The organism is Symploca atlantica LB2515 (assembly GCF_052546295.1).
Window position 1 is genome coordinate 1,321,521 of the sequence record NZ_JBQWMT010000001.1, and the last position, 18,149, is coordinate 1,339,669.

17 protein-coding genes and 3 pseudogenes are annotated in these 18,149 nt (G+C 43.5%); 7 read left to right on the forward strand and 13 right to left on the reverse strand.

Annotated elements, in window-relative coordinates; translation table 11 throughout:
• Positions 1-164: 164 nt before the first annotated feature.
• The gene (gene hpsJ-A, locus ACT7WV_RS05675) at positions 165-947 is read left to right on the forward strand and encodes an HpsJ-like protein, cyanoexosortase A-associated (RefSeq protein WP_445101969.1); all 783 of its coding nucleotides are present in this window, start codon (positions 165-167) and stop codon (positions 945-947) included.
• A 25-nt stretch (positions 948-972) separates the two neighbouring features.
• On the opposite strand, the gene ACT7WV_RS05680 is transcribed toward hpsJ-A, so the two are convergent.
• The 6 genes and pseudogenes from ACT7WV_RS05680 to ilvA form a co-directional block, all read right to left on the reverse strand.
• Positions 973-1,158, reverse strand: a complete 186-nt coding sequence (locus ACT7WV_RS05680) for a hypothetical protein (protein ID WP_445101970.1) — start codon at positions 1,156-1,158, stop codon at positions 973-975.
• A 49-nt stretch (positions 1,159-1,207) separates the two neighbouring features.
• Positions 1,208-1,663: a response regulator gene (locus tag ACT7WV_RS05685; RefSeq protein ID WP_445101971.1), complete on the reverse strand. Its 456-nt coding sequence runs from the start codon at positions 1,661-1,663 to the stop codon at positions 1,208-1,210.
• 85 nt (positions 1,664-1,748) lie between these two features.
• Positions 1,749-4,862, reverse strand: coding sequence for a PAS domain-containing sensor histidine kinase (locus tag ACT7WV_RS05690; protein ID WP_445101972.1), 3,114 nt, complete (start codon positions 4,860-4,862; stop codon positions 1,749-1,751).
• A gap of 40 nt (positions 4,863-4,902) precedes the next feature.
• Positions 4,903-5,085, reverse strand: a complete 183-nt coding sequence (locus ACT7WV_RS05695; protein WP_445101973.1) for a hypothetical protein — start codon at positions 5,083-5,085, stop codon at positions 4,903-4,905.
• A gap of 46 nt (positions 5,086-5,131) precedes the next feature.
• Positions 5,132-5,634, reverse strand: a pseudogene (locus tag ACT7WV_RS05700) (DUF29 domain-containing protein).
• Between the two features lie 67 nt (positions 5,635-5,701).
• Positions 5,702-7,213, reverse strand: coding sequence for a threonine ammonia-lyase, biosynthetic (gene ilvA / locus ACT7WV_RS05705; protein WP_445101974.1), 1,512 nt, complete (start codon positions 7,211-7,213; stop codon positions 5,702-5,704).
• A 131-nt stretch (positions 7,214-7,344) separates the two neighbouring features.
• On the opposite strand from ilvA, the gene ACT7WV_RS05710 reads away from it, so the two are divergent.
• Positions 7,345-7,917, forward strand: coding sequence for a transposase (locus ACT7WV_RS05710; protein ID WP_445101975.1), 573 nt, complete (start codon positions 7,345-7,347; stop codon positions 7,915-7,917).
• A gap of 43 nt (positions 7,918-7,960) precedes the next feature.
• On the opposite strand, the pseudogene ACT7WV_RS25820 reads toward ACT7WV_RS05710, so the two are convergent.
• Positions 7,961-8,176, reverse strand: a pseudogene (locus ACT7WV_RS25820) (threonine ammonia-lyase, biosynthetic); the annotation flags it as partial.
• A gap of 52 nt (positions 8,177-8,228) precedes the next feature.
• Between ACT7WV_RS25820 and ACT7WV_RS05715 the strand changes: the two are divergent.
• Complete coding sequence (locus ACT7WV_RS05715) at positions 8,229-9,077, forward strand: peptidase associated/transthyretin-like domain-containing protein (RefSeq protein ID WP_445101976.1); 849 nt, start codon at positions 8,229-8,231, stop codon at positions 9,075-9,077.
• A 384-nt stretch (positions 9,078-9,461) separates the two neighbouring features.
• On the opposite strand, the pseudogene ACT7WV_RS25825 reads toward ACT7WV_RS05715, so the two are convergent.
• Positions 9,462-9,545 (reverse strand): annotated as a pseudogene (locus tag ACT7WV_RS25825) (catalase); the annotation flags it as partial.
• 85 nt (positions 9,546-9,630) lie between these two features.
• Between ACT7WV_RS25825 and ACT7WV_RS05725 the strand changes: the two are divergent.
• On the forward strand, positions 9,631-9,948 hold the full coding sequence (locus ACT7WV_RS05725) for an antibiotic biosynthesis monooxygenase family protein (protein ID WP_445101977.1): 318 nt from the start codon (positions 9,631-9,633) through the stop codon (positions 9,946-9,948).
• Positions 9,949-10,102: 154 nt separating this feature from the next.
• On the opposite strand, the gene ACT7WV_RS05730 is transcribed toward ACT7WV_RS05725, so the two are convergent.
• On the reverse strand, positions 10,103-10,480 hold the full coding sequence (locus ACT7WV_RS05730; protein WP_445101978.1) for a hypothetical protein: 378 nt from the start codon (positions 10,478-10,480) through the stop codon (positions 10,103-10,105).
• Positions 10,481-10,698: 218 nt separating this feature from the next.
• On the opposite strand from ACT7WV_RS05730, the gene ACT7WV_RS05735 reads away from it, so the two are divergent.
• Positions 10,699-11,316, forward strand: coding sequence for a hypothetical protein (locus ACT7WV_RS05735; RefSeq protein ID WP_445101979.1), 618 nt, complete (start codon positions 10,699-10,701; stop codon positions 11,314-11,316).
• Here ACT7WV_RS05735 and ACT7WV_RS05740 read toward each other — a convergent pair.
• The 4 genes from ACT7WV_RS05740 to ACT7WV_RS05755 form a co-directional block, all read right to left on the reverse strand.
• The gene (locus tag ACT7WV_RS05740) at positions 11,313-12,152 is read right to left on the reverse strand and encodes an SDR family oxidoreductase (RefSeq protein ID WP_445101980.1); all 840 of its coding nucleotides are present in this window, start codon (positions 12,150-12,152) and stop codon (positions 11,313-11,315) included. The two genes, ACT7WV_RS05735 and ACT7WV_RS05740, sit on opposite strands and share 4 nt — an antisense overlap.
• 48 nt (positions 12,153-12,200) lie before the next feature.
• Positions 12,201-12,548, reverse strand: a complete 348-nt coding sequence (locus ACT7WV_RS05745) for a KGK domain-containing protein (protein WP_445101981.1) — start codon at positions 12,546-12,548, stop codon at positions 12,201-12,203.
• A gap of 88 nt (positions 12,549-12,636) precedes the next feature.
• On the reverse strand, positions 12,637-13,035 hold the full coding sequence (locus ACT7WV_RS05750) for a KGK domain-containing protein (RefSeq protein ID WP_445101982.1): 399 nt from the start codon (positions 13,033-13,035) through the stop codon (positions 12,637-12,639).
• 106 nt (positions 13,036-13,141) lie between these two features.
• Positions 13,142-15,619, reverse strand: a complete 2,478-nt coding sequence (locus ACT7WV_RS05755; RefSeq protein ID WP_445101983.1) for a dynamin family protein — start codon at positions 15,617-15,619, stop codon at positions 13,142-13,144.
• A gap of 227 nt (positions 15,620-15,846) precedes the next feature.
• On the opposite strand from ACT7WV_RS05755, the gene ACT7WV_RS05760 reads away from it, so the two are divergent.
• Together ACT7WV_RS05760 and ggt are read left to right on the forward strand one after the other, a co-directional pair.
• Entirely contained in the window at positions 15,847-16,242 is a 396-nt protein-coding gene (locus ACT7WV_RS05760) for a PPC domain-containing DNA-binding protein (RefSeq protein ID WP_445101984.1), read from the forward strand.
• 25 nt (positions 16,243-16,267) lie between these two features.
• The gene (gene ggt / locus ACT7WV_RS05765; protein ID WP_445101985.1) at positions 16,268-18,064 is read left to right on the forward strand and encodes a gamma-glutamyltransferase; all 1,797 of its coding nucleotides are present in this window, start codon (positions 16,268-16,270) and stop codon (positions 18,062-18,064) included.
• Positions 18,065-18,149 lie beyond the last annotated feature (85 nt).

Sequence of the window (18,149 nt, forward strand, 5' to 3'; positions counted from 1 at the left end):
ACCTAACCCTCCTCCCGTAGTGTGCGCGCAGCACATCGCCTTTTTCCTTGTAGGAAGGGGATTAATAATTAAGACTCTCTTCGTCGGATAGGGATCTGAGAAGTCATGCATGCCGTAGAGAAGGGCTATATATTTACTACTTTATTAAACAATATTAAAACTCTATGAACGAATCAAGTACAAAACTAACTGAACAACTTGAAGCAAAAGTTGAAGTATTACGACAATATTGCGTTGAAATATTGTCGTCTACCTTACTCCTGCATTGGATTGGCTACGGATTTTTGTTATTTTCCCTAGTTGAGCTGGTAGCCATCATAATTCCACCCCAATTTATGAATCCTGTTTGGGAATTCCAGACTTTTGGGGCAATTGTTGAACGTGTTGTCGTACTGCTGCTGGGATTTGGACTGGTGTTTTTTGGCGAGAGAGGCGGACGAGGTAAATGGGAGCTACCTCTGTTAAAAAGCTTATCTTGGTTGGCTTTTTTGATGGCAATATTGTTCTTTCTCATGATTCCTTTGGCGATTGTCAACACCTTAAGAATTGACCGACAAAACACTCAACAAATTACTAACCAAATTGAGCAAGGAAAGAATCAAATTCAGCAAATTCAAAAGCAACTACAAGGAGTAACAACTCAACAGCAAATGGAGGAGCTTTTAACTGGTTTTAATTCTACAGGTGGCTCTCCTCAGATTGGCAGTGGCCAGCAACTAGAAGATGTCAAAGGACAGCTATCCTCAGTCCTTGCTCAAGGAGAAACCACTATCAGCACCAGGGCAAAAGAGGTTAAGGCAGATCAGCGTCTAAATTTGCTTAAGAGTTCAGTAAAATGGAATCTAGGAGCTTTGCTCACAGGAGTTTTACTCCTGGTAATTTGGCTTAGCAGCAGTTGGACGCGGAAAAAGAGTCGCCGAGGTTCATTGAACAGGGGTTTCCGGTAAGATACGCCTATTACCTAACTTAGAGCTACGAACCGACTCGGCAAACAGCGTTGCATAATACGAGGTCGAATTTTAGGCAAACTCTAGACTTGAGTTCTCTGTTGAGCAACGCCACACTAGGGGCATCTACACTACTTGATGATCTGCGTCGGCGGTGAGCAAAGCTGCCAGAGAATTGAGCAAGCTGCATCATCAGAAAAGGCTGCACCATAAACCTTGTATTGGTCGTGACTGTGTGGTAGCTATAGCTTGAGCGCCTCTTACGAAGAGACAATTGAGGGATACTGGTTTAGCCTCATCCAGTAGGTGTTAATCGTTTCTACCATCCCCATTAGAGCTTGGAACCTAACGGGTTTGACCAGGTAGGAATTTACACCCAGGTCATAAGCCAGATCAACGTCTGCACTTTCCCTAGAACAGGTGAGTACAACAACGGGAATGCGTTTGACAACGGGTTGCTGCCGTATCCATTCTAAAACCTCCAGTCCGGAACGGCGAGGCAGCTTTAGATCGAGCAAGATCATGGCGGGTAGTGGGTATTGGTTGCGATCGCTATAGTCCCCCTGACCAGAAAGGTACTCAACTGCCTGATCTCCATCCTCGACAATACGGATAGGATTGGTCAAATTTGCCTGACGAAAGGCTCGCTTAATAAGCAGAATATCGTTAGAATCGTCTTCTACAAGTAAGACTCCATAATCGTTTAAATCCATCATCTTAAATTAGTTCATCCTCCAAGGCTTGCCTCAATTCCGCTAACAGAGACCACACTCTGCATTCATTTTGCCCGTCTACTGACGGTTAATAAACTTGATCCTCTCCTTGCATAAGTTCTATCCAGAAACGGCTGCCTTGATTGGGGCTAGAGTCAACTCCCACGCTACCACCTAGGCGTTGAATGCCTTTATAGACGATTGCTAGCCCGATTCCAGTACCAGGATAAGCATTCATTCCATGCAATCGCTCAAAAGCCTTAAAGATTCGCTCTTGATGCTGGGGTGCAATGCCGATGCCGTTATCTTCGACCCAGAGGCGTACCCAACGAGGAGCCTTCTCTGCGCCTGGGTTCTGCTGCTGTCCCACCCCTTGCTCTGCCCAGATCCGCACTACAGGTTGCACACCGGGAACAACAAATTTGATGGCATTGTTTACCAGATTAACCAATACCTGCCTCAATATACTGCGTTGAGCTTTAACAATCGGTAGGGGTTGCTCTACAATTATTTGTGCCTGGTGGGCTTGAATCTCTGAATCTAAATCAATCAACGCTCCCTCTAGTATGGCGCTCAGGCTGGCTAACTGCCATTGAATATCGGCGCGTCCCAGACGGCTGTACTCAAGCAAGTCTTGGATTAGAGTGTCCAGGTGTTCGGCAGAAGCTGCCATGCGCTGTACGTAGTCTTGCGCCAATTCATCTAATTGATTGCCACAGTCCTCCAGCAAGGCAAAAGCAAATCCCTGGATTCCCCGCAGGGGGGCGCGCAGGTCATGGGCAACTGAGTAAGAAAAAGTTTCTAGTTCTTGGTTAGTTTCCTTTAGCTGCTGGGTACGCTCTTGCACGCGTTGTTCCAACGTTTCATTCAACTGTTGAATTTCTTGCCCTGCTTGTTTGCTAGCGATCGCAGCTGAGAGCACACCGGTCACTGCCTGAAGAAAATTGACATCATCCTTGGTAAATTGGCATCGGCTGACTGTGTGAACCCCCAAGACACCAAACGGCTGTAATCCTCTGCCTCGAATCACAGTACTCATACCACTAACAACTTGATGCTCCCGTAACAACGGCGGCCCACTAAAGCGGGTTTCAGTTGCTAAGTCTTCTACAATTACGGGTTCAGAGACCTGAAGAGTGTAACCAGCCTGAGAATCAAGGTCAGTTCCTACGGTAGCCTGCCCCACTAGACCCGCTTGCCAGCCTACACCAGAACGCAACAGCAGCGTTTTGCCATCTGGCAGTAGCTCCAAAACCTTGCAGTACTCGACCTTGAGAGCCTTGGCCATTAGAGCCGTTGCTTGATCAAACAACGCCACTAATTCAATTCCCGACAAAGCATTTTGACCGAGCTGCGCTGCTGCCGCCTGTTGCTCTAAGCGACTGGCCAGGGCAGTTTCAGCCTGTTTACGCTGTGTAATATCCGCTGCCATAGAAATAACCAACCGTCTGCCATCTGCCACCTGGCCCAGGGGAGCGGAACTGAATGTCCAGATGCGGCGGGTTCCGTCCTTAATTGTGACAGCAAATTCCCCATCATCAACCCGTCGGTCTAGGGCATACAGATTGTTAATCACCTCTAGTACATCATCCTGACGTTCTCCGTAGGCTTTTTCTGTCCAAGCGGCGATGGTAGGAATTTCTTCTGGAGTGTAGTCTGTAATCTCTGTGAGAGCTTTGCTTGTTTGGAGGATTTCTCCATTTTCAGAATGAATTAAGATTGGGAAAGGGGCATCAATGACCGCTCGTCGGAAACGTTTTTCGCTCTCACGTAGATCAACTTGTGCTGAGATGCGATCGCCAACTTCTTGTTGCAATGATGTGTTGATGGCAGTCAGTTCTGCTGTTCTTTTGGCTACTCTGGTTTCTAACTCGGCGTTGAGTTGACGTAAGGCTTCCTCTGCTTGTTTACGCTCACTAATATCACGGCCTTCTGGAATCAGCAGAATTACATTGCCTGAAGTGTCGGTGATCGGCTTGAGGGAAAAGTCAATTGTGGCAACGGTATCTCTTGCTCCTCGGACAACAACCTCATAGCGCACAAATTCACCTTGAGCGGCTTTGGCAACTGCTTTTTTCAACTGCTGCTGCGTTGTGGCAGATAGCGTCCACCAGGGGGCTTCCCAAAAGGGCTTGCCAACCACATCAGCAGAAGTTACACCACCAAACTCCAAAGCAGTACGGTTTGCCTCAATCAACGTGCCATCAGTATGCAATAAACCAATAAATTGATAGGTTTGGTCAAAAATCGCACGAAATCGCCGTTCGTTCTCAATTAAACGTTGTTGTGTTTCCCAGCGGTAGGTGTCAATTTGGTTGAGAGAGCGAGCATTCCACCAAACAAGGCTGATCAACACCGCAACACTCAAAGCACTGCGTAGCGCGATCACGTATTCGGCTGGTATATCAAGTATCTTATAGGTTACCAGAGCTAGTAAACCGAGCAGTAGCGGTAAAATTATGACCACGGGTGCCAGACGCCGCGCCATGATGCCACCTGCTTTGTTGCTACTAATCTCCCGCATCCAGCCTCGATCAGCACCAGCAAAGAGAATGCCCAGTGACACCAGCAGAAAATCACTCGCTGTGTTAATTGCCATGCCCGTGACAGAACCGACACTATAGAATTGCGTCACAGCATAGAGATGTCCGGTAAGTGCCAGCAGTGCCACGAAAAAGGTTACAAGACTGAAAAACTGGGCAGGGCGATCAATTTTCCGGGTGAATAACACCAACGCCGATCCGATAAAAACAAAGTTGAGAGCAGTATTGGGTGCCATTCGTCCTTCGGCTAGTGCGTCTACTGCATCTGGAGATTCTTTAAACAACAGTTGATCAATGCCAAAATCGAGATTAAAACTATATTGAATTAGCGTTAACAGACCCAAGAAAACCACGAAAGATGACAAACAGTAAATAATTAATACAACGCTTTTGGCAAATTTTTCGTTGTGGAGTTTTAAGTGTTGATGCCATAACCATAGTGCTGCCCCACTCAGGAGCATTCCTAGGGCAGTGTTGGGCTTCATGGTTACCTGTCCCGGCAAAATGCTTTTGAGCAACTCGAAATCTAGTGCCCAGCCGACAAAAACTAGACAGCTAGAAATGACAACCACCAGACTAGAGATTTTGGAGATTGCTCGCAGCAATCGCACTAGTTCGGCTGTATCGATAGTTGCTGTCTGTAAGGCATTAGTACGCATGAGTTTGCCTAGGGTGCTGTTATCGCTTTATTTAAAATTACTAACTCAATTTCTCTACAAAAGCTTGATATTCTGCGGTTGGCAAACCCTGCTGCAAAACGGCTAAAATTTCAGTCCGATTTCTTTGGCGCAACCCCTTAACTAGAAAATTGGTATGAAAAAACTCTTGTAGGGTGGGCATTGTGGTTATTTTCTGACCAAGATTGCCAGATTTTGCTGCCATGCCCAGCTACCCTTAGCTAAACAACTTTTTCCAGTTTTTTTCCGCATTATTCCCTCAAATCATCTGTTGCAAGTTCACCCGGATACCAGCCATCTCTAAATATTTCTTCTAAGGTTAACGGATACAAGTAATTTTCTGGGAAGGTTTTTCGGGGTAGGTTTGTTTCTCCTACAGCTAAATTTCCACTACTCTCATATATCTTTGGCAACACTTCCTCAAGATAGGGTTTAAGACTGGGATTTTCTTCTAACAATTCTTGAGTTTCACGACGCTGAACACGAATCGTCATCAGCCAGCTACGGCTTCGTTTTTCTGGTTGATATTCCCATTGTAAAAGTCTCCAATTAACACCTTTAAACAATTTCTCAATTCTGCAAGTTGTTGTTTTGCCAACGACTCAATCTCCTCAATTAAATTAAGCAGATCAAGTTAGCTCCATTGCTGATTTTTGAGGAGTTTTGCTTGTTCTTGTATCCAGGCATCAAAGTCAGTTTCGTAAAGATTATGTGTTAGGGTTCCGGGTGTTTGCCCAGTTTGTGGTGTTTGCATAAAAAGTCAAAACCTGGCGTTCTTTACTCTATCCTAAAAAATCAGAGCCGCCTGTGATCAAATCCCACTATCCCAAAAACAACTTATAAGCCGGATTCTTATTTTCATCCCAATAACGATAACCAAGGGTATCAAGAAACGCCTGCCACTCCTCCATCTCATCAGGCGGAACTTGCATTCCTACCACAATGCGCCCGTAATCTGCACCGTTATTCCGATAGTGAAACAGGCTAATATTCCAGTTGGGACTAATGGAACCAACAAACTTCATTAATGCACCAGGACGTTCGGGAAACTCAAATCGGTAGAGCAATTCATGATTAGCCAAGGGGGAACGTCCACCTACCATATGGCGTAGATGCAATTTCGTCAGTTCATCATCGGTTAAATCCAAGGTTTTGAATCCACAAGCTTCAAAAGATTCAACCATCTTTGCGGCGTCGGCACGGTTTTGAATTTGCACACCGACAAAAATATGGGCCTCTTTTTGATCAGCAATGCGATAGTTGAACTCAGTAAGGTTGCGTTTGCCCATACAGTCACAGAACTTACGCAGACTTCCAGGTTTTTCCGGAATCGTGACAGCAAAGATGGCTTCGCGGCGTTCACCAAACTCTGCGCGTTCTGCCACAAACCTGAGGCGATCAAAGTTCATGTTAGCACCACAGGCAACCGCAACTAACGTTTGTCCTTGGATTTGTTCTCGTTCTACGTAAGTTTTGGCGGCTGCGATCGCTAGTGCTCCGGCTGGCTCTAAAATTGAACGTGTATCCTCGAACACGTCTTTTATCGCAGCACAAATAGCATCGGTATCTACTAAAATAATTTCATCTACATATTGCTGGCAGAGACGGAAGGTTTCTTCCCCCACTTCCCGCACCGCCACACCATCGGCAAATAAACCCACCTGAGATAAGCGCACCCGTTTCCCTGCTTTAAGGGATTGGTTCATCGCATCGGCATCGACAGGTTCAACGCCAATAATCTTGATTTCGGGACGCAACCGTTTTACATACGCCCCAATCCCAGAAATTAATCCACCACCGCCAATTGCCACAAAAATAGCATGAATGGGTTGCTGATATTGCCGCAAAATTTCCATGCCAATCGTACCTTGTCCAGCAATTACGTGCGGATCATCAAAGGGGTGAATAAAGGTTAAGCCTTTGTCTGCCTCCAGTTGACGGGCATAGGCATAGGCATCATCGTAGGTATCCCCATGCAACACCACCTCTCCTCCACGGGCTTTAACGGCGTCTATCTTAACCTGGGGTGTGGTGATGGGCATAACAATAATCGCTTGGGTTCCTAGCTGACGGGCAGCAAGGGCAACTCCTTGGGCATGGTTTCCGGCAGATGCAGCGATTACCCCTTGAGTTAGCAAATCGGGGGATAGTTGCGCCATCTTGTTGTAAGCACCCCGCAACTTGAAGGAAAAGACGGATTGCATATCTTCCCGTTTGAGCAGGAGTTTGTTATTGAGTCGTGCGGAGAGGTTTGGGGCGTATTCGAGGGGTGTTTCTTGGGCGACATCGTAGACACGAGCCGTCAGAATTTGTACTAGGTAGTCGCAGAGCATGGGGTAAGCAGATGCGGGGTGTAAAGAGAATTTTACTTTACTGGTGGGTTGAGATCCCCGACTTTTTAAAGAAGTTGGGGATCTGGGAGATTTTGGGAATACTACTAAAAGACGTTTTGTAACTCCTACCCATGCCCCAAAGACGGATTCCACTGCGAACCGGGAACTTTTATCATATCTACAATCGAGGGAATAATCACCAAGCGATTTTTTTCGAGCGAGAGAACTATCTTTATTTTCTGCGATTAGTGAGGCAGCATCTTACAAGCAACGGAGTAGATGTTGTTGCTTACTGTCTCATGTCCAATCATTACCATTTCTTGGTTTACCTGAGAGATGAAACTCTATCTAATGCAATGAAATCGCTCTCACTCTCCTACACAAAAGCGATTAATCAACGGTTCAATCGGGTTGGGGTATTATTTCAGGGGCGGTTTCAAAGTATCCACGTTCATGGAAGCGATTATCTAGTCAATCTGTCCCGCTATGTTCATCTTAATCCGGTGAAAGCAGGACTGGTGCAGCAGGCTGGGGAATGGGAGTTTTCCAGTTATTTAGAATATGCAGGATTACGGAGAGGAACGTTACCCAAGACAGAGTTGATCAGAGCGCAGATTGAGGGAGATTTGGCTTATCAGCAGTTTTTAGTGGATTGTAAATTGCCCGATAGCATTGGTTTCAAACGACTGCTACTGGACGAGTAGGCTGGGAGATTAGATCCCCGACTTCTTAGAGAAGTCGGGGATCTACGGTCATTACTAGCATATTTGGTATTAGTTGTGCCATCTTGTTGTTACAAGCACCCCGCAGCTTGAAGGAAAAGACTTATCTCTATATCTTCCTGCTTGAGCAGGAGTTTGTGATTGAGTCGTGCAGATAGGTTGGGGGTGTATCTAGGGGGATTCCTTAGGCTACATCATAGACACGAGCCGTTAAGATTTGTACCAGGTAGTCGCAAATCATGGGGGTGAGGGTGAAGAAGTGAGGTGTAGGTAGCAATAGAAAGGAAACTTCTATGAGTCAAAGTCCTAAAAAGTTTGACTACACTAAGTGGAGCTTTGTCTTAGGTATTCCTATTGCTCTTGTTGGAGTTATTGCTACTGCTGTTACTGTCCCAGAAATTAGATGTAATATCGGTTGGATTTCAAACGGATGTGTCGCACCACTACAGACAGTTGAGCTTGTCACACAAACAGAAACAGGAGAATCGTTAGCAGGAGTAAAGATTCAGTTTATTGCCAAAGGAGCGCCAGAGATTGAAAACACCGATAATAATGGTTATGCCAAAGTACAAATCCCAAGCCAAGGGGATGTTCGTGTCATTTTAAGTAAGGCTGGCTATCCAACTCAGGACTTTACTATCAATTTAGCAAATGAGCAAAATACCGTCAGAATTATTAGGTTTAATCAATCAGGTCAACCTGAAGTTCAACCAGCTCAATCTTTGCCTGCACCTAAACCTGTTTTTAGTCCCTCCCCTGCGCCTAGTCCTGAACTTACTTCTCCACGCAGTCCAGAAAACGGTCGGTATGAGGTATTCATACCTAATGATGTTGAGAGGATGTGGGTCTACTATCAAAATAAAAGTCTTCAAAATCCCAGTGGGTGTGAAAGGGCTTCTGACTCAAAGGGCTTTTTACCAAAGGATTTCAAAACAAGGATTAACGAATTTATTGATAATGCACAACGTACAGATCGATCATTAATCATTACAGCATTTTCGCCCTCTCGTCGTGAGAATGAGAATGGGTATGGTGTAGCAGGCGAAATACGAATAAACGATCAAAGACTAACTCCGATGAGTCCTTATTGGTGTAATGGGGATATGTATTATGGCTACGAGTACAAGTTTGGCATTGAATAAAGAGCGATCGCACATCAGGGAAAAGTTTTTAGGACTTATGATTCTCCCACTATCGCCAAAATTTGGTTATACAGAGCTTGAGAAACTCTAAACTGGGATGTAAGTAGGTGGGCTTAATTAAGAAAGCAGACAATAACCTCTATCCATAGGCACACTAATCAAGATATCAGCCTCATTTATAGCAATCCTATTTGATTTTCATTCTAAAGGTGAACAAGGGGGAGGTGTTCGCACCTTCCTGATGATTGCTATAGTAAATTACTATTTTTGATTAGTGTGTTTTTATTAATATTAATCTCCATATTCAACAAAGAAAACGGTTCAGACTCTTGAAGTCAACCAGGATTTACCTGAAATACTGCCTTAGAACCTAAACCGTTGAATAAAGACTTTAGCTCTACTGTAGCGAGTAATATCGTGGGTAACGGTAAACGTGCCAAATGCAGCAGCTCCTCTGGCTTGGACAATAAGCTTGTAACAAACATTTAGGTATTTTAATAAGCTGGGGTGCTGGATAAGGTAGTCTGTAAGGATTGAGTTGGTGTTTTAGTCCGTGATTCTAGAAGTTGCTGTCCTTGATGTCAAACCTGGTTTAGCTCCTGAATTTGAAGCTGCTTTCAAAACAGCTTCAGCTATCATTGCTACTATGCCGGGATACGTTTCTCACGAACTTCAACGCTGCATAGAAACTGCAAATCGTTATATTATGCTGATACGTTGGCAAACATTAGAAGATCATACGATTGGATTTCGACAATCACCTCAGTATCAACAATGGCGTTCTTTGCTGCATAATTTCTATGAACCATTTCCAGTTGTAGAACACTACGCAGCCGTTTTTGATAATAGTCTTGATCAGGCAGCGCCTTAATATAATTGCCAGCAGAAAAATCACATAAGCTTGTGTCTTGTATTGACTTCTCCCCCGCTTAAAGTGACGGGGGATTACTCGCCAATTGAAAATTGAGACTATAAGCCAGAAGACGAATCTGTGCAGCAGTTTGCAGCTCTGAGGTCGAATATACTCATAGTAAATTAATCCGACTTTCGTGAATCCAGCAACCTGAGCCAGTAATGTTGAACCAGGACTCACCTTTGGGGTCTACTTTCCGAGTACCGACTTCTACGGACACATTACCCGGAAATGACTTTACCACAGTTCCCCAAGGGGTAGCTCGGCAATTGGATAGTTCTGAAGATCTACCCTTAATTTTACCTATCCGAGGAAACACATCAGCATCATCAGGTAAATTATTATCTTCATGGTAAATGTTGTCCATATCTGGTTCTCTCTGACTAAGTAGATGCTGAGTGTCAGCTTGAGCGTGAGGTAGCATCAAAGCTGTAACCACACCGACAATCGATGAGGTGACAATTGAAAAACTAACAATAAATCGATTCATAAATTATCTGAGGTCAACAAAATCTCTAATTACTAACAAAATCGTCTGCCTGTTTAATTTAATATTTTTCTTGATGCAACTTTGAGCAAAGATTGATGAGTAAAATATTGAAGGCTATAAAACTTTGATGCTTTCTGTTTGAAGAAAGTTTCCCCTATACTGAAAAGTATTCAAGCAAAGCTCTCAGGGTTTAGCTGCAATTCTCTATGGACGGTTAGATGACAAGTAGCGACCAACTTCAGACAACTCCCTCAATCAATCCAGTACTCGACCAAGCAATTGAGTTTCTAACAACCAAATCTGCAACCCCACCTGCACCGGAGGCTGTGGTTGAGGCATTGCTTGCATCGGAGAAAATGGCTAGACAGACCAAAATCCGCCATACATACTCGCAATTATTAGGCACTTGGCGATTGGGATTTGTCACAGGTACTAAGCGATCGCGTCGAAGAGCAGGTGTTATTCTAGGAGCTGGCAGGTTTTTGCCGAACTGGGTCAAGATTCAATTGTCTTACTCTCCATCAGAGTCTGATCCGGAGCAAGGAACCGTGGAAAATTCTGTTGATCTCGGTGTGGTGCAACTGGTTCTCTCTGGCCCTACGCAGTTTTGGCAAAAGACGAATATCCTGGCTTTTGACTTCACTCGGATGAAGATATCTTTTTCGGGACTGAAGCTTTACTCTGGCTACATTCGAGGCGGCCAAAAACGAGAGGCTTGCTTTTATGAGCAAAGTCTCAAAGAGCAAGCATTTTTCACTTACTTCTTAGTAAAAAACCGTTGCATTGCTGCTAGAGGTAGGGGAGGTGGATTGGCGCTGTGGACGAAGGCCAGTTAATTGAGATGGGAAAAGAGTGTTTTCCAATCAATTGCTGTTGGTCTTGTTCCTTGGTTGACTAACTCAAACACTTTTCCTATTGTCACGGGGTTCTCTAGGCATGCTACACAGGCTGAGGCCACATCAATGCGGCTGGTTTGGCCAACTAAGGTATCGCCTGTACCGACGACTACATTTAGCTTACTCCTGGTTTTAGCCTTTAATAGGGTATTTAAGTCGTAAGAAGTGTAAGGACCATCGATGAGCCTTGCGGGACGAATAATGGTGTAGGGTAACCCGGAATTGATGACTGCTGCCTCGCCTTGTTCCTTGGCATCGAGTATGCCAAAGCCATTGAGAAGGCTAAAAGGGGGTTGATTTTTGCGCAAAATGCCGCATGAGGACACAAAAACAAACCGCTTGAGCTCCTGGGGTGCGGCGGCTAATAGGTTACTAATTCCTTGAGCATCGACTTGCTGGGGACTATTTTTAGCTTTGGCAAGACGGTAATCTGAGTCGAGGTAAATCTTAACCCATTCTATCAGACTTCCTCGTCCTTGGGTTTCGTCGATTGTCTCGAAATCCCACCTAGTGGAAGGAAAAGCTGTTGTTCCCGTACAACAGATGATGTAATCAACATTCTCCATGGCAGAGGGGAGAGTCGTGGGATAGCGGATATCACCAATGGCAATCTCCACCTGGTTATTAAACATTTTCTGGACTTTTGCGGCACTGCGAGTTAGAACGCGTACCCTGTAGCCTTTCTCTAGTAGCGTGGCTACTGTTAATTGTCCAACCCCACCCGTAGCACCTGCAACCAGCACCAACTCAGGCTTTCTTGCTGTTTGTGAAGTCATGACACTTTCTTTTCCAGTCTGGGGGAGTTTCGCTGATTAATTTTTGTACTAACCATCCTTTGGTATCCTTTGACGAAGATCATCAAGAGTTGATTTTTCTTGACTACCTTCTAGTTCGCTAGTTTCTTTCACCTCAAGTTCTTCGGAGACAAACTCTAGAGTAAGCCTAACTTTACCTCTTTGCCAGCTCTTAGCACCAGGTTTTAGCATTTTACAATCTATGCCATCCCCAAACCAACTTGCTTTTTCTTCTGTCCATCCAGCTTGTGCTTTGATTAATGTCATCATTGCTGTGATAAATTCACTTATAGTAAACGTGCGGTTGGTAACTAGCATTTGACCAGCATATAAGGACACAACATCTTCTCGTTCTAGACGCTCAAATTCTCCACTCATTTTGTTTTCTTTACTATCAATATTTGAATTATGGCTATGCTAACGACTTTCAAGATCATCAATATTTTGATGGTTGATACTAGGTTGACTAGTTAATCCTCTGACGCAGATCATCAAGGGGTGATTCTGGATTATTCGTGCCATTATTTAACGGTATTTTTTCAACTTCAGATTGTTCTGGGCAAAATTCTAGAGTTATCCTGACTCTGACTTTTCCTTTTTCCCAGCCATGGGAACCAATCTTCAGCATTTCACAATCTATACCTTTTCTGAACAATTCTACATAAGACCACGTGGAACTAAGCCAGGGTATTGATTGAGCTATTTTTATTCCTTGCTTATCTAAATAATCAGTTATATTCTTTCCCATCTCATTGCCCCATAGCTGATTAAATGCTTCCTTAAACCTACCAACCTTGCACATATCATTTCCGAAGGATAAAACATAGTCATCATTAACTTCTTGCAAATTGTAGTTATCTTCCATGGTGATTTCTCCTTGTTACGGCGTCATTACTAGAAATATCCTACTGATAATTTCTGCAAAATTTTTCAGTAAATCTACTGAAATTAAGAAGCAGTAAAGTTGTGTCTTAAACTTCCTCTTCTATTGACACAGCAACATCAGTTAAATCTGAACTACCATTAAAACCTTCAGCATCGGGAGAAACTGAAACTGCCATGGCATCAGATTCACTAATTACAGGTAATTGATGATGCCTGTCTAAATTCATTCCCTGCAAGCAGCTATTAATCTCAGTCACAGCTTGACTGTAAAGAGCAATTTTTTGCTCAACGTCATCTTGTAAACGGCAATTATTATTAATTTTTTCTTCGGCTTCTTGTTCCAGAGTTTGTTCTAAATAAGCACGCGCCTGATTGTACTTTTGCAGTATTTCATCTGCTTGATAATCTGCCATTGGCAATAAGTGTGTTTTGAGAGTCTGATTGATAATTTGGCGGAAATTACGCCGGATTGTCACAGAAATTTTAGGCTCAAAATCTAACTTCAATAACTGCCGAATTGCTGGTTCTGCTTCCAGCATACTTTCGGCATCGTAGCCTTGGGATGTCTGTTGTAAAGTTTGCCGGAATTGATAAATTGAGAAAGTACCTTCGTCATAAAAACGAGGACTTTCTCTAACAAAGCGATCGCATTCAATTTTCGCCGCACTGACTAAAGCTAAACTTACCTGCTTTTCTAACTGTTTTAGCTGTTGCTCAATGCCACCGTCATTACCTAACAACCGATAAAGTTGACTATAATAATCTGAGCGACGCACACGCTGTATTAGGCGTTGGAAAAAGTTAGTAACTACCTCTTGGGAAGCATGTACTAAAACATCTTCTAACTGATTAGCCAAGTAATAAAGTGCCTCCACTAAAACAGCAATTAGAGGTGCTGTGGCATTGCGGGGATGGCTGCGCGTGGCACGGCTATAGGCATCTGCAACTGAGAAGGCTTTCAGTAACTCGTCAAGGCGTTGAATCATGGAAGTTTGCAGTTGACGAAAATCTACCTCGAAGGCTTCGCAGTTGTTCGTCACTGTCTGATTTATTTCCTCAGCGATGTGATAGCAAAAGGCTTCTCCAATTTGTCGTAACTCTTGATTTAGCCTTTCTAACTCCTGGGCTTTCATTGCCTCAATTTCGCGGGGTTGACTAGCTAAGTTTCGCTTAATACTCAAGTAATATTTCTTTAAATCAATGCATAAAGGTTGTAAGTCATCAGCGAGATTAGCAAATAATTGAGGGCGCTTTTCTTCGGTTAAATAGCGGGTAATTGCCGTACGGAAATCTTCTACACCACTATCGGTAATTAGCTGTTCAATCAGCGGCGTTCCCCACTCACTGAGAATCCTGGCGTAGTTTTCATTAGGCGTCTCAAAGCTATTCACAGAAATCCGGAACTTACTGGCAGACAATTTACCGGAATTGGCACAGTAGCGGTTAAATTCATTAACGAATTGTGGCGTATCTTCTCCACTGCTGCTGTTGCGTACGCTATCGGCAAACAGGGAATCTAAACCAAAGCGATCGCTACCATTTGTCCCTTTAATTTGACTACCATAAAATCCCAGTAAGCCACTAGTTTTATAAAGCTGGGGAGTGTCTTGAAACTGGGAATTAATTAAATCATCTAATCTTTGCCGTAGCTGGGTGTTATACCAAGTTTCATCAATGCGATTGAAGATATAAAAAACCCTGTCTCTAATCCCTGAATTACTACGCATTTTTTCCAGAAGTGCTGTTTCTTCCGTCGTCATTTCACCCGCCGATGCTGGTTTTAAGACACAAACCACTGCTGATGTTTCCGGGTCGGCAATTTTGTGATAAGTTAGTTCTGCATCTTTCTGGACTGGGGCATCAATTCCTGGCAGATCAATCAGTACATTGCCATCCTCTAACAGGGGATGATAGCAGTAATATTCAATCCGTTTGAGTACTGCACTGTTACTACCACGACGTGCATAGCTAGCTGCTTCCTTAATATTAGAGAAGTTAAACTGCTCCATAGAATAGGTGGCATTGCTAACAGTTTGGATATGCTCGCGATTGCTCACAAATCCCTCTAACAACAAGATTAGCGCCTTCGCCTGCTTTGCTCTCTCTGACTTGCTCTCTCCACCTTCTTGCTGGATAATAGCTTCAGAGCCTTGGCGTAACAAATCAATTACTTCCGGTTGATTAATGTTAACGGCTGCTGATAATTTCAATCTTTGACATAAAGCTGCCACTTGTTCCCGAATCTCTGCCTCACTCAAAAAAGTCAGCACGACTCGTTCTTGATCAGCTTCGGCGTAGGCTATGTAACATTCCGTACCTGTCGCATGTCCCTCAGCACTGTAGAGTAGTTCTCGCTCCAGCAGTGCATTAATTAACATAGATTTACCGGCACTAAAAGCACCCGCAAAGACAATCTCAAACGTGGGTGCGATCACTTTACGTAGGGATGCCTGAATACTTGTTATATCCTGCGATGCTCTTAGAGATGGCTCCTGATGCAGCAACCGTAGCAGAATTTCTACTCGTTCTTGTAAATTTTGACACTGAGGTAGTATTGGCGACATGGTGGTAGATCTTTTAATCTAAGTTTTTGGTCGATTTTAGTGCCGGTTCTAATAAGCAGCTTAGATTAATCCTAAGGTGGTAACTCAGTAAAAGACACCGTGAAATTAAGTAATTTGCTGTTATTAGTGCTTAAATATCGTGAAATCCAGCAAACTATAAGAAATGTATATAGATTCAGCTAGTACCCCTGATGCGATCGCGTTTTCCCAGATAACCTCAATTAGCGATGAAAATTTTTGCAATTCGCCTAAAACCCAATCAAGATTTAAAAGACAACCTGAGAAATTTTGCTAAGCAAAATCATCTTCAATCTGGTTTTATCCTCACAGCAGTTGGCAGTCTTAAACAAGCTACTCTGCGCTTTGCCAATCAGGATAACTCTCAGTTATTGACTGAAAAATTTGAGATTGTTTCTCTAGTTGGCACCCTTTCTTTACACGGCATCCATTTGCACATTTCTTTATCGGACAAAAACGGCAAAACCATTGGGGGACATCTGCTAGATGGCTGCCTAATCTCCACAACAGCCGAGATAGTCATTGGTACTAGCCAAGATTTTATCTTTATGAGAACACTAGATGCAGAAACTGGCTATCAAGAGCTGGAAATTAAACATACTTAAAGATAGATTATCGCAGGGGAAGCACATGCCAAATAACCAAGAGGTTAACTATCAAACATTTATCAAGAAAACTTTTAGCAAAATATTGTTACTAGTTCGTCAGTATAAAATTGTCATCAGTATTTTGCTGTGTCTGAGTATCATCACCAGCAGTGTCTTGGCTCAAGATGTACCTATTTATAGCGACAAAGATATCTTTCATCCGGTTATCTCATACCATGGCATGGTTTCTACTCAGGAAAGCTACGCTACAAAAGCTGGTTTAGTAGTTTTAAAAGAAGGAGGAAATGCTGTTGATGCTGCCGTAACTATCGGGTTTACGATGGCAGTTACTTTACCTGAAGCTGGCAATATTGGTGGTGGTGGTTTTATGCTGGCTCATTTAGCAAAAGATAACCAAACTGTTGCTATTGATTACCGGGAAAAGGCTCCCAAAGCAGCGACTCGTGATATGTTTCTTGACGAGAATGGTGAAGTTGACCCGAAAAAGTCACGATACAGTTATTTGGCTGTTGGTGTTCCGGGTACAGTAGCTGGGTTAGCCTTGGCGTTGGAAAAATATGGAACCATTTCCTTAGAACGCGCCTTAAAACCAGCAATTGAGTTAGCAGAAAATGGGTTTCCTCTTTCTGAATATTTGCATAATTCTTTGATTGTAGCCAAGGAGCAAATGCAGGCTTCCCCTCCTAGTATGAACATCTTCTATAAGCCAGGAGGTGTCCCTTATGAGGTGGGGGAAATTTTGGTGCAAAAGGATTTAGCCAAGAGTTTAAGACTAATTGCTAAAGAAGGTATCCAGGCATTTTATCAAGGTGCGATCGCTGATTCTATTGTTGCAGATATGGCAGCCAATGGCGGTTTGATTACCAAAAAAGATTTAGCCGCCTATCAACCTGTTATCCGAGAACCAATCCGGGGAACTTATCGGGGATATGAAATCTATTCTATGCCACCCCCAAGTTCTGGCGGCATCCATCTGGTACAGATGTTGAATATCTTAGAGGGATTTCCCATTGCTGAATTAGGACATAATACAGCCCAAACTCTTCATTTAATGACAGAAAGCATGAAACTAGCTTACGCTGATCGTTCTAAATTCTTGGGTGATACTGACTTTGTTACTGTTCCTATTCGTGGCTTGATTTCCAAAAGCTATGCCACAGAACTACGCAGTAAGATTAATCTCGCTAAAGCTACTCCTAGTCAAGAAATTGCTCCAGGAAATCCTAATAATTTCAACGAAAGCAATAATACAACTCATTATTCAGTGATGGACAAAGACGGTAACGTTGTCTCCAACACTTACACCTTAAACTTTAGTTTTGGCAGCCGCTTAACAGCAACAGGAACCGGAATTTTACTCAACAATGAAATGGATGATTTTGCCGCTAAGCTAGGAGTACCCAATGCTTTCGGTTTAATTGGTGGAGAATTAAATGCCATTGAACCAGAAAAAAGAATGCTCAGTTCCATGACGCCGACAATTGTTATCAAAGAGAATCAGCCATATTTAGTAACAGGAAGTCCAGGTGGTGGAAGAATTATTACTGCAGTTTTGCAGGTGATTATCAATGTAATTGACCACAAAATGAATATTGCTGAAGCTACTAATGCTGTCCGCATACATCATCAATGGCTACCTGATGTCCTCTTGGTAGAACAAGGTTTAAATGGTGACACAATCCGCCTCTTAACTGAGAAAGGACATCAGATATCCGTGCAAGATGCCATGGGTAGCACTCAAAGTATTATGCGCGTTGCCGATTCCTTTCAAGGAGCATCTGATCCTCGTCGCACTGGTGCTTTGACTTTAGGATACTAGATGCCTGTTTTCCAAGTCGTTGTGTCCCGTGATTAAAATAGGTGAAGATGTGATGGAACTTCACCAGATTCTTGCCATCCGCAAG

Coding starts and splice junctions, on each gene's coding strand:
- hpsJ-A (WP_445101969.1), top strand. CDS start 165: ATGAACGAATCAAGTACAAAACTAACTGAACAACTTGAAGCAAAAGTT.
- ACT7WV_RS05680 (WP_445101970.1), bottom strand. CDS start 1,158: ATGGTGCAGCCTTTTCTGATGATGCAGCTTGCTCAATTCTCTGGCAGC.
- ACT7WV_RS05685 (WP_445101971.1), bottom strand. CDS start 1,663: ATGATGGATTTAAACGATTATGGAGTCTTACTTGTAGAAGACGATTCT.
- ACT7WV_RS05690 (WP_445101972.1), bottom strand. CDS start 4,862: ATGCGTACTAATGCCTTACAGACAGCAACTATCGATACAGCCGAACTA.
- ACT7WV_RS05695 (WP_445101973.1), bottom strand. CDS start 5,085: ATGGCAGCAAAATCTGGCAATCTTGGTCAGAAAATAACCACAATGCCC.
- ilvA (WP_445101974.1), bottom strand. CDS start 7,213: ATGCTCTGCGACTACCTAGTACAAATTCTGACGGCTCGTGTCTACGAT.
- ACT7WV_RS05710 (WP_445101975.1), top strand. CDS start 7,345: ATGCCCCAAAGACGGATTCCACTGCGAACCGGGAACTTTTATCATATC.
- ACT7WV_RS05715 (WP_445101976.1), top strand. CDS start 8,229: ATGAGTCAAAGTCCTAAAAAGTTTGACTACACTAAGTGGAGCTTTGTC.
- ACT7WV_RS05730 (WP_445101978.1), bottom strand. CDS start 10,480: ATGAATCGATTTATTGTTAGTTTTTCAATTGTCACCTCATCGATTGTC.
- ACT7WV_RS05735 (WP_445101979.1), top strand. CDS start 10,699: ATGACAAGTAGCGACCAACTTCAGACAACTCCCTCAATCAATCCAGTA.
- ACT7WV_RS05740 (WP_445101980.1), bottom strand. CDS start 12,152: ATGACTTCACAAACAGCAAGAAAGCCTGAGTTGGTGCTGGTTGCAGGT.
- ACT7WV_RS05745 (WP_445101981.1), bottom strand. CDS start 12,548: ATGAGTGGAGAATTTGAGCGTCTAGAACGAGAAGATGTTGTGTCCTTA.
- ACT7WV_RS05750 (WP_445101982.1), bottom strand. CDS start 13,035: ATGGAAGATAACTACAATTTGCAAGAAGTTAATGATGACTATGTTTTA.
- ACT7WV_RS05755 (WP_445101983.1), bottom strand. CDS start 15,619: ATGTCGCCAATACTACCTCAGTGTCAAAATTTACAAGAACGAGTAGAA.
- ACT7WV_RS05760 (WP_445101984.1), top strand. CDS start 15,847: ATGAAAATTTTTGCAATTCGCCTAAAACCCAATCAAGATTTAAAAGAC.
- ggt (WP_445101985.1), top strand. CDS start 16,268: ATGCCAAATAACCAAGAGGTTAACTATCAAACATTTATCAAGAAAACT.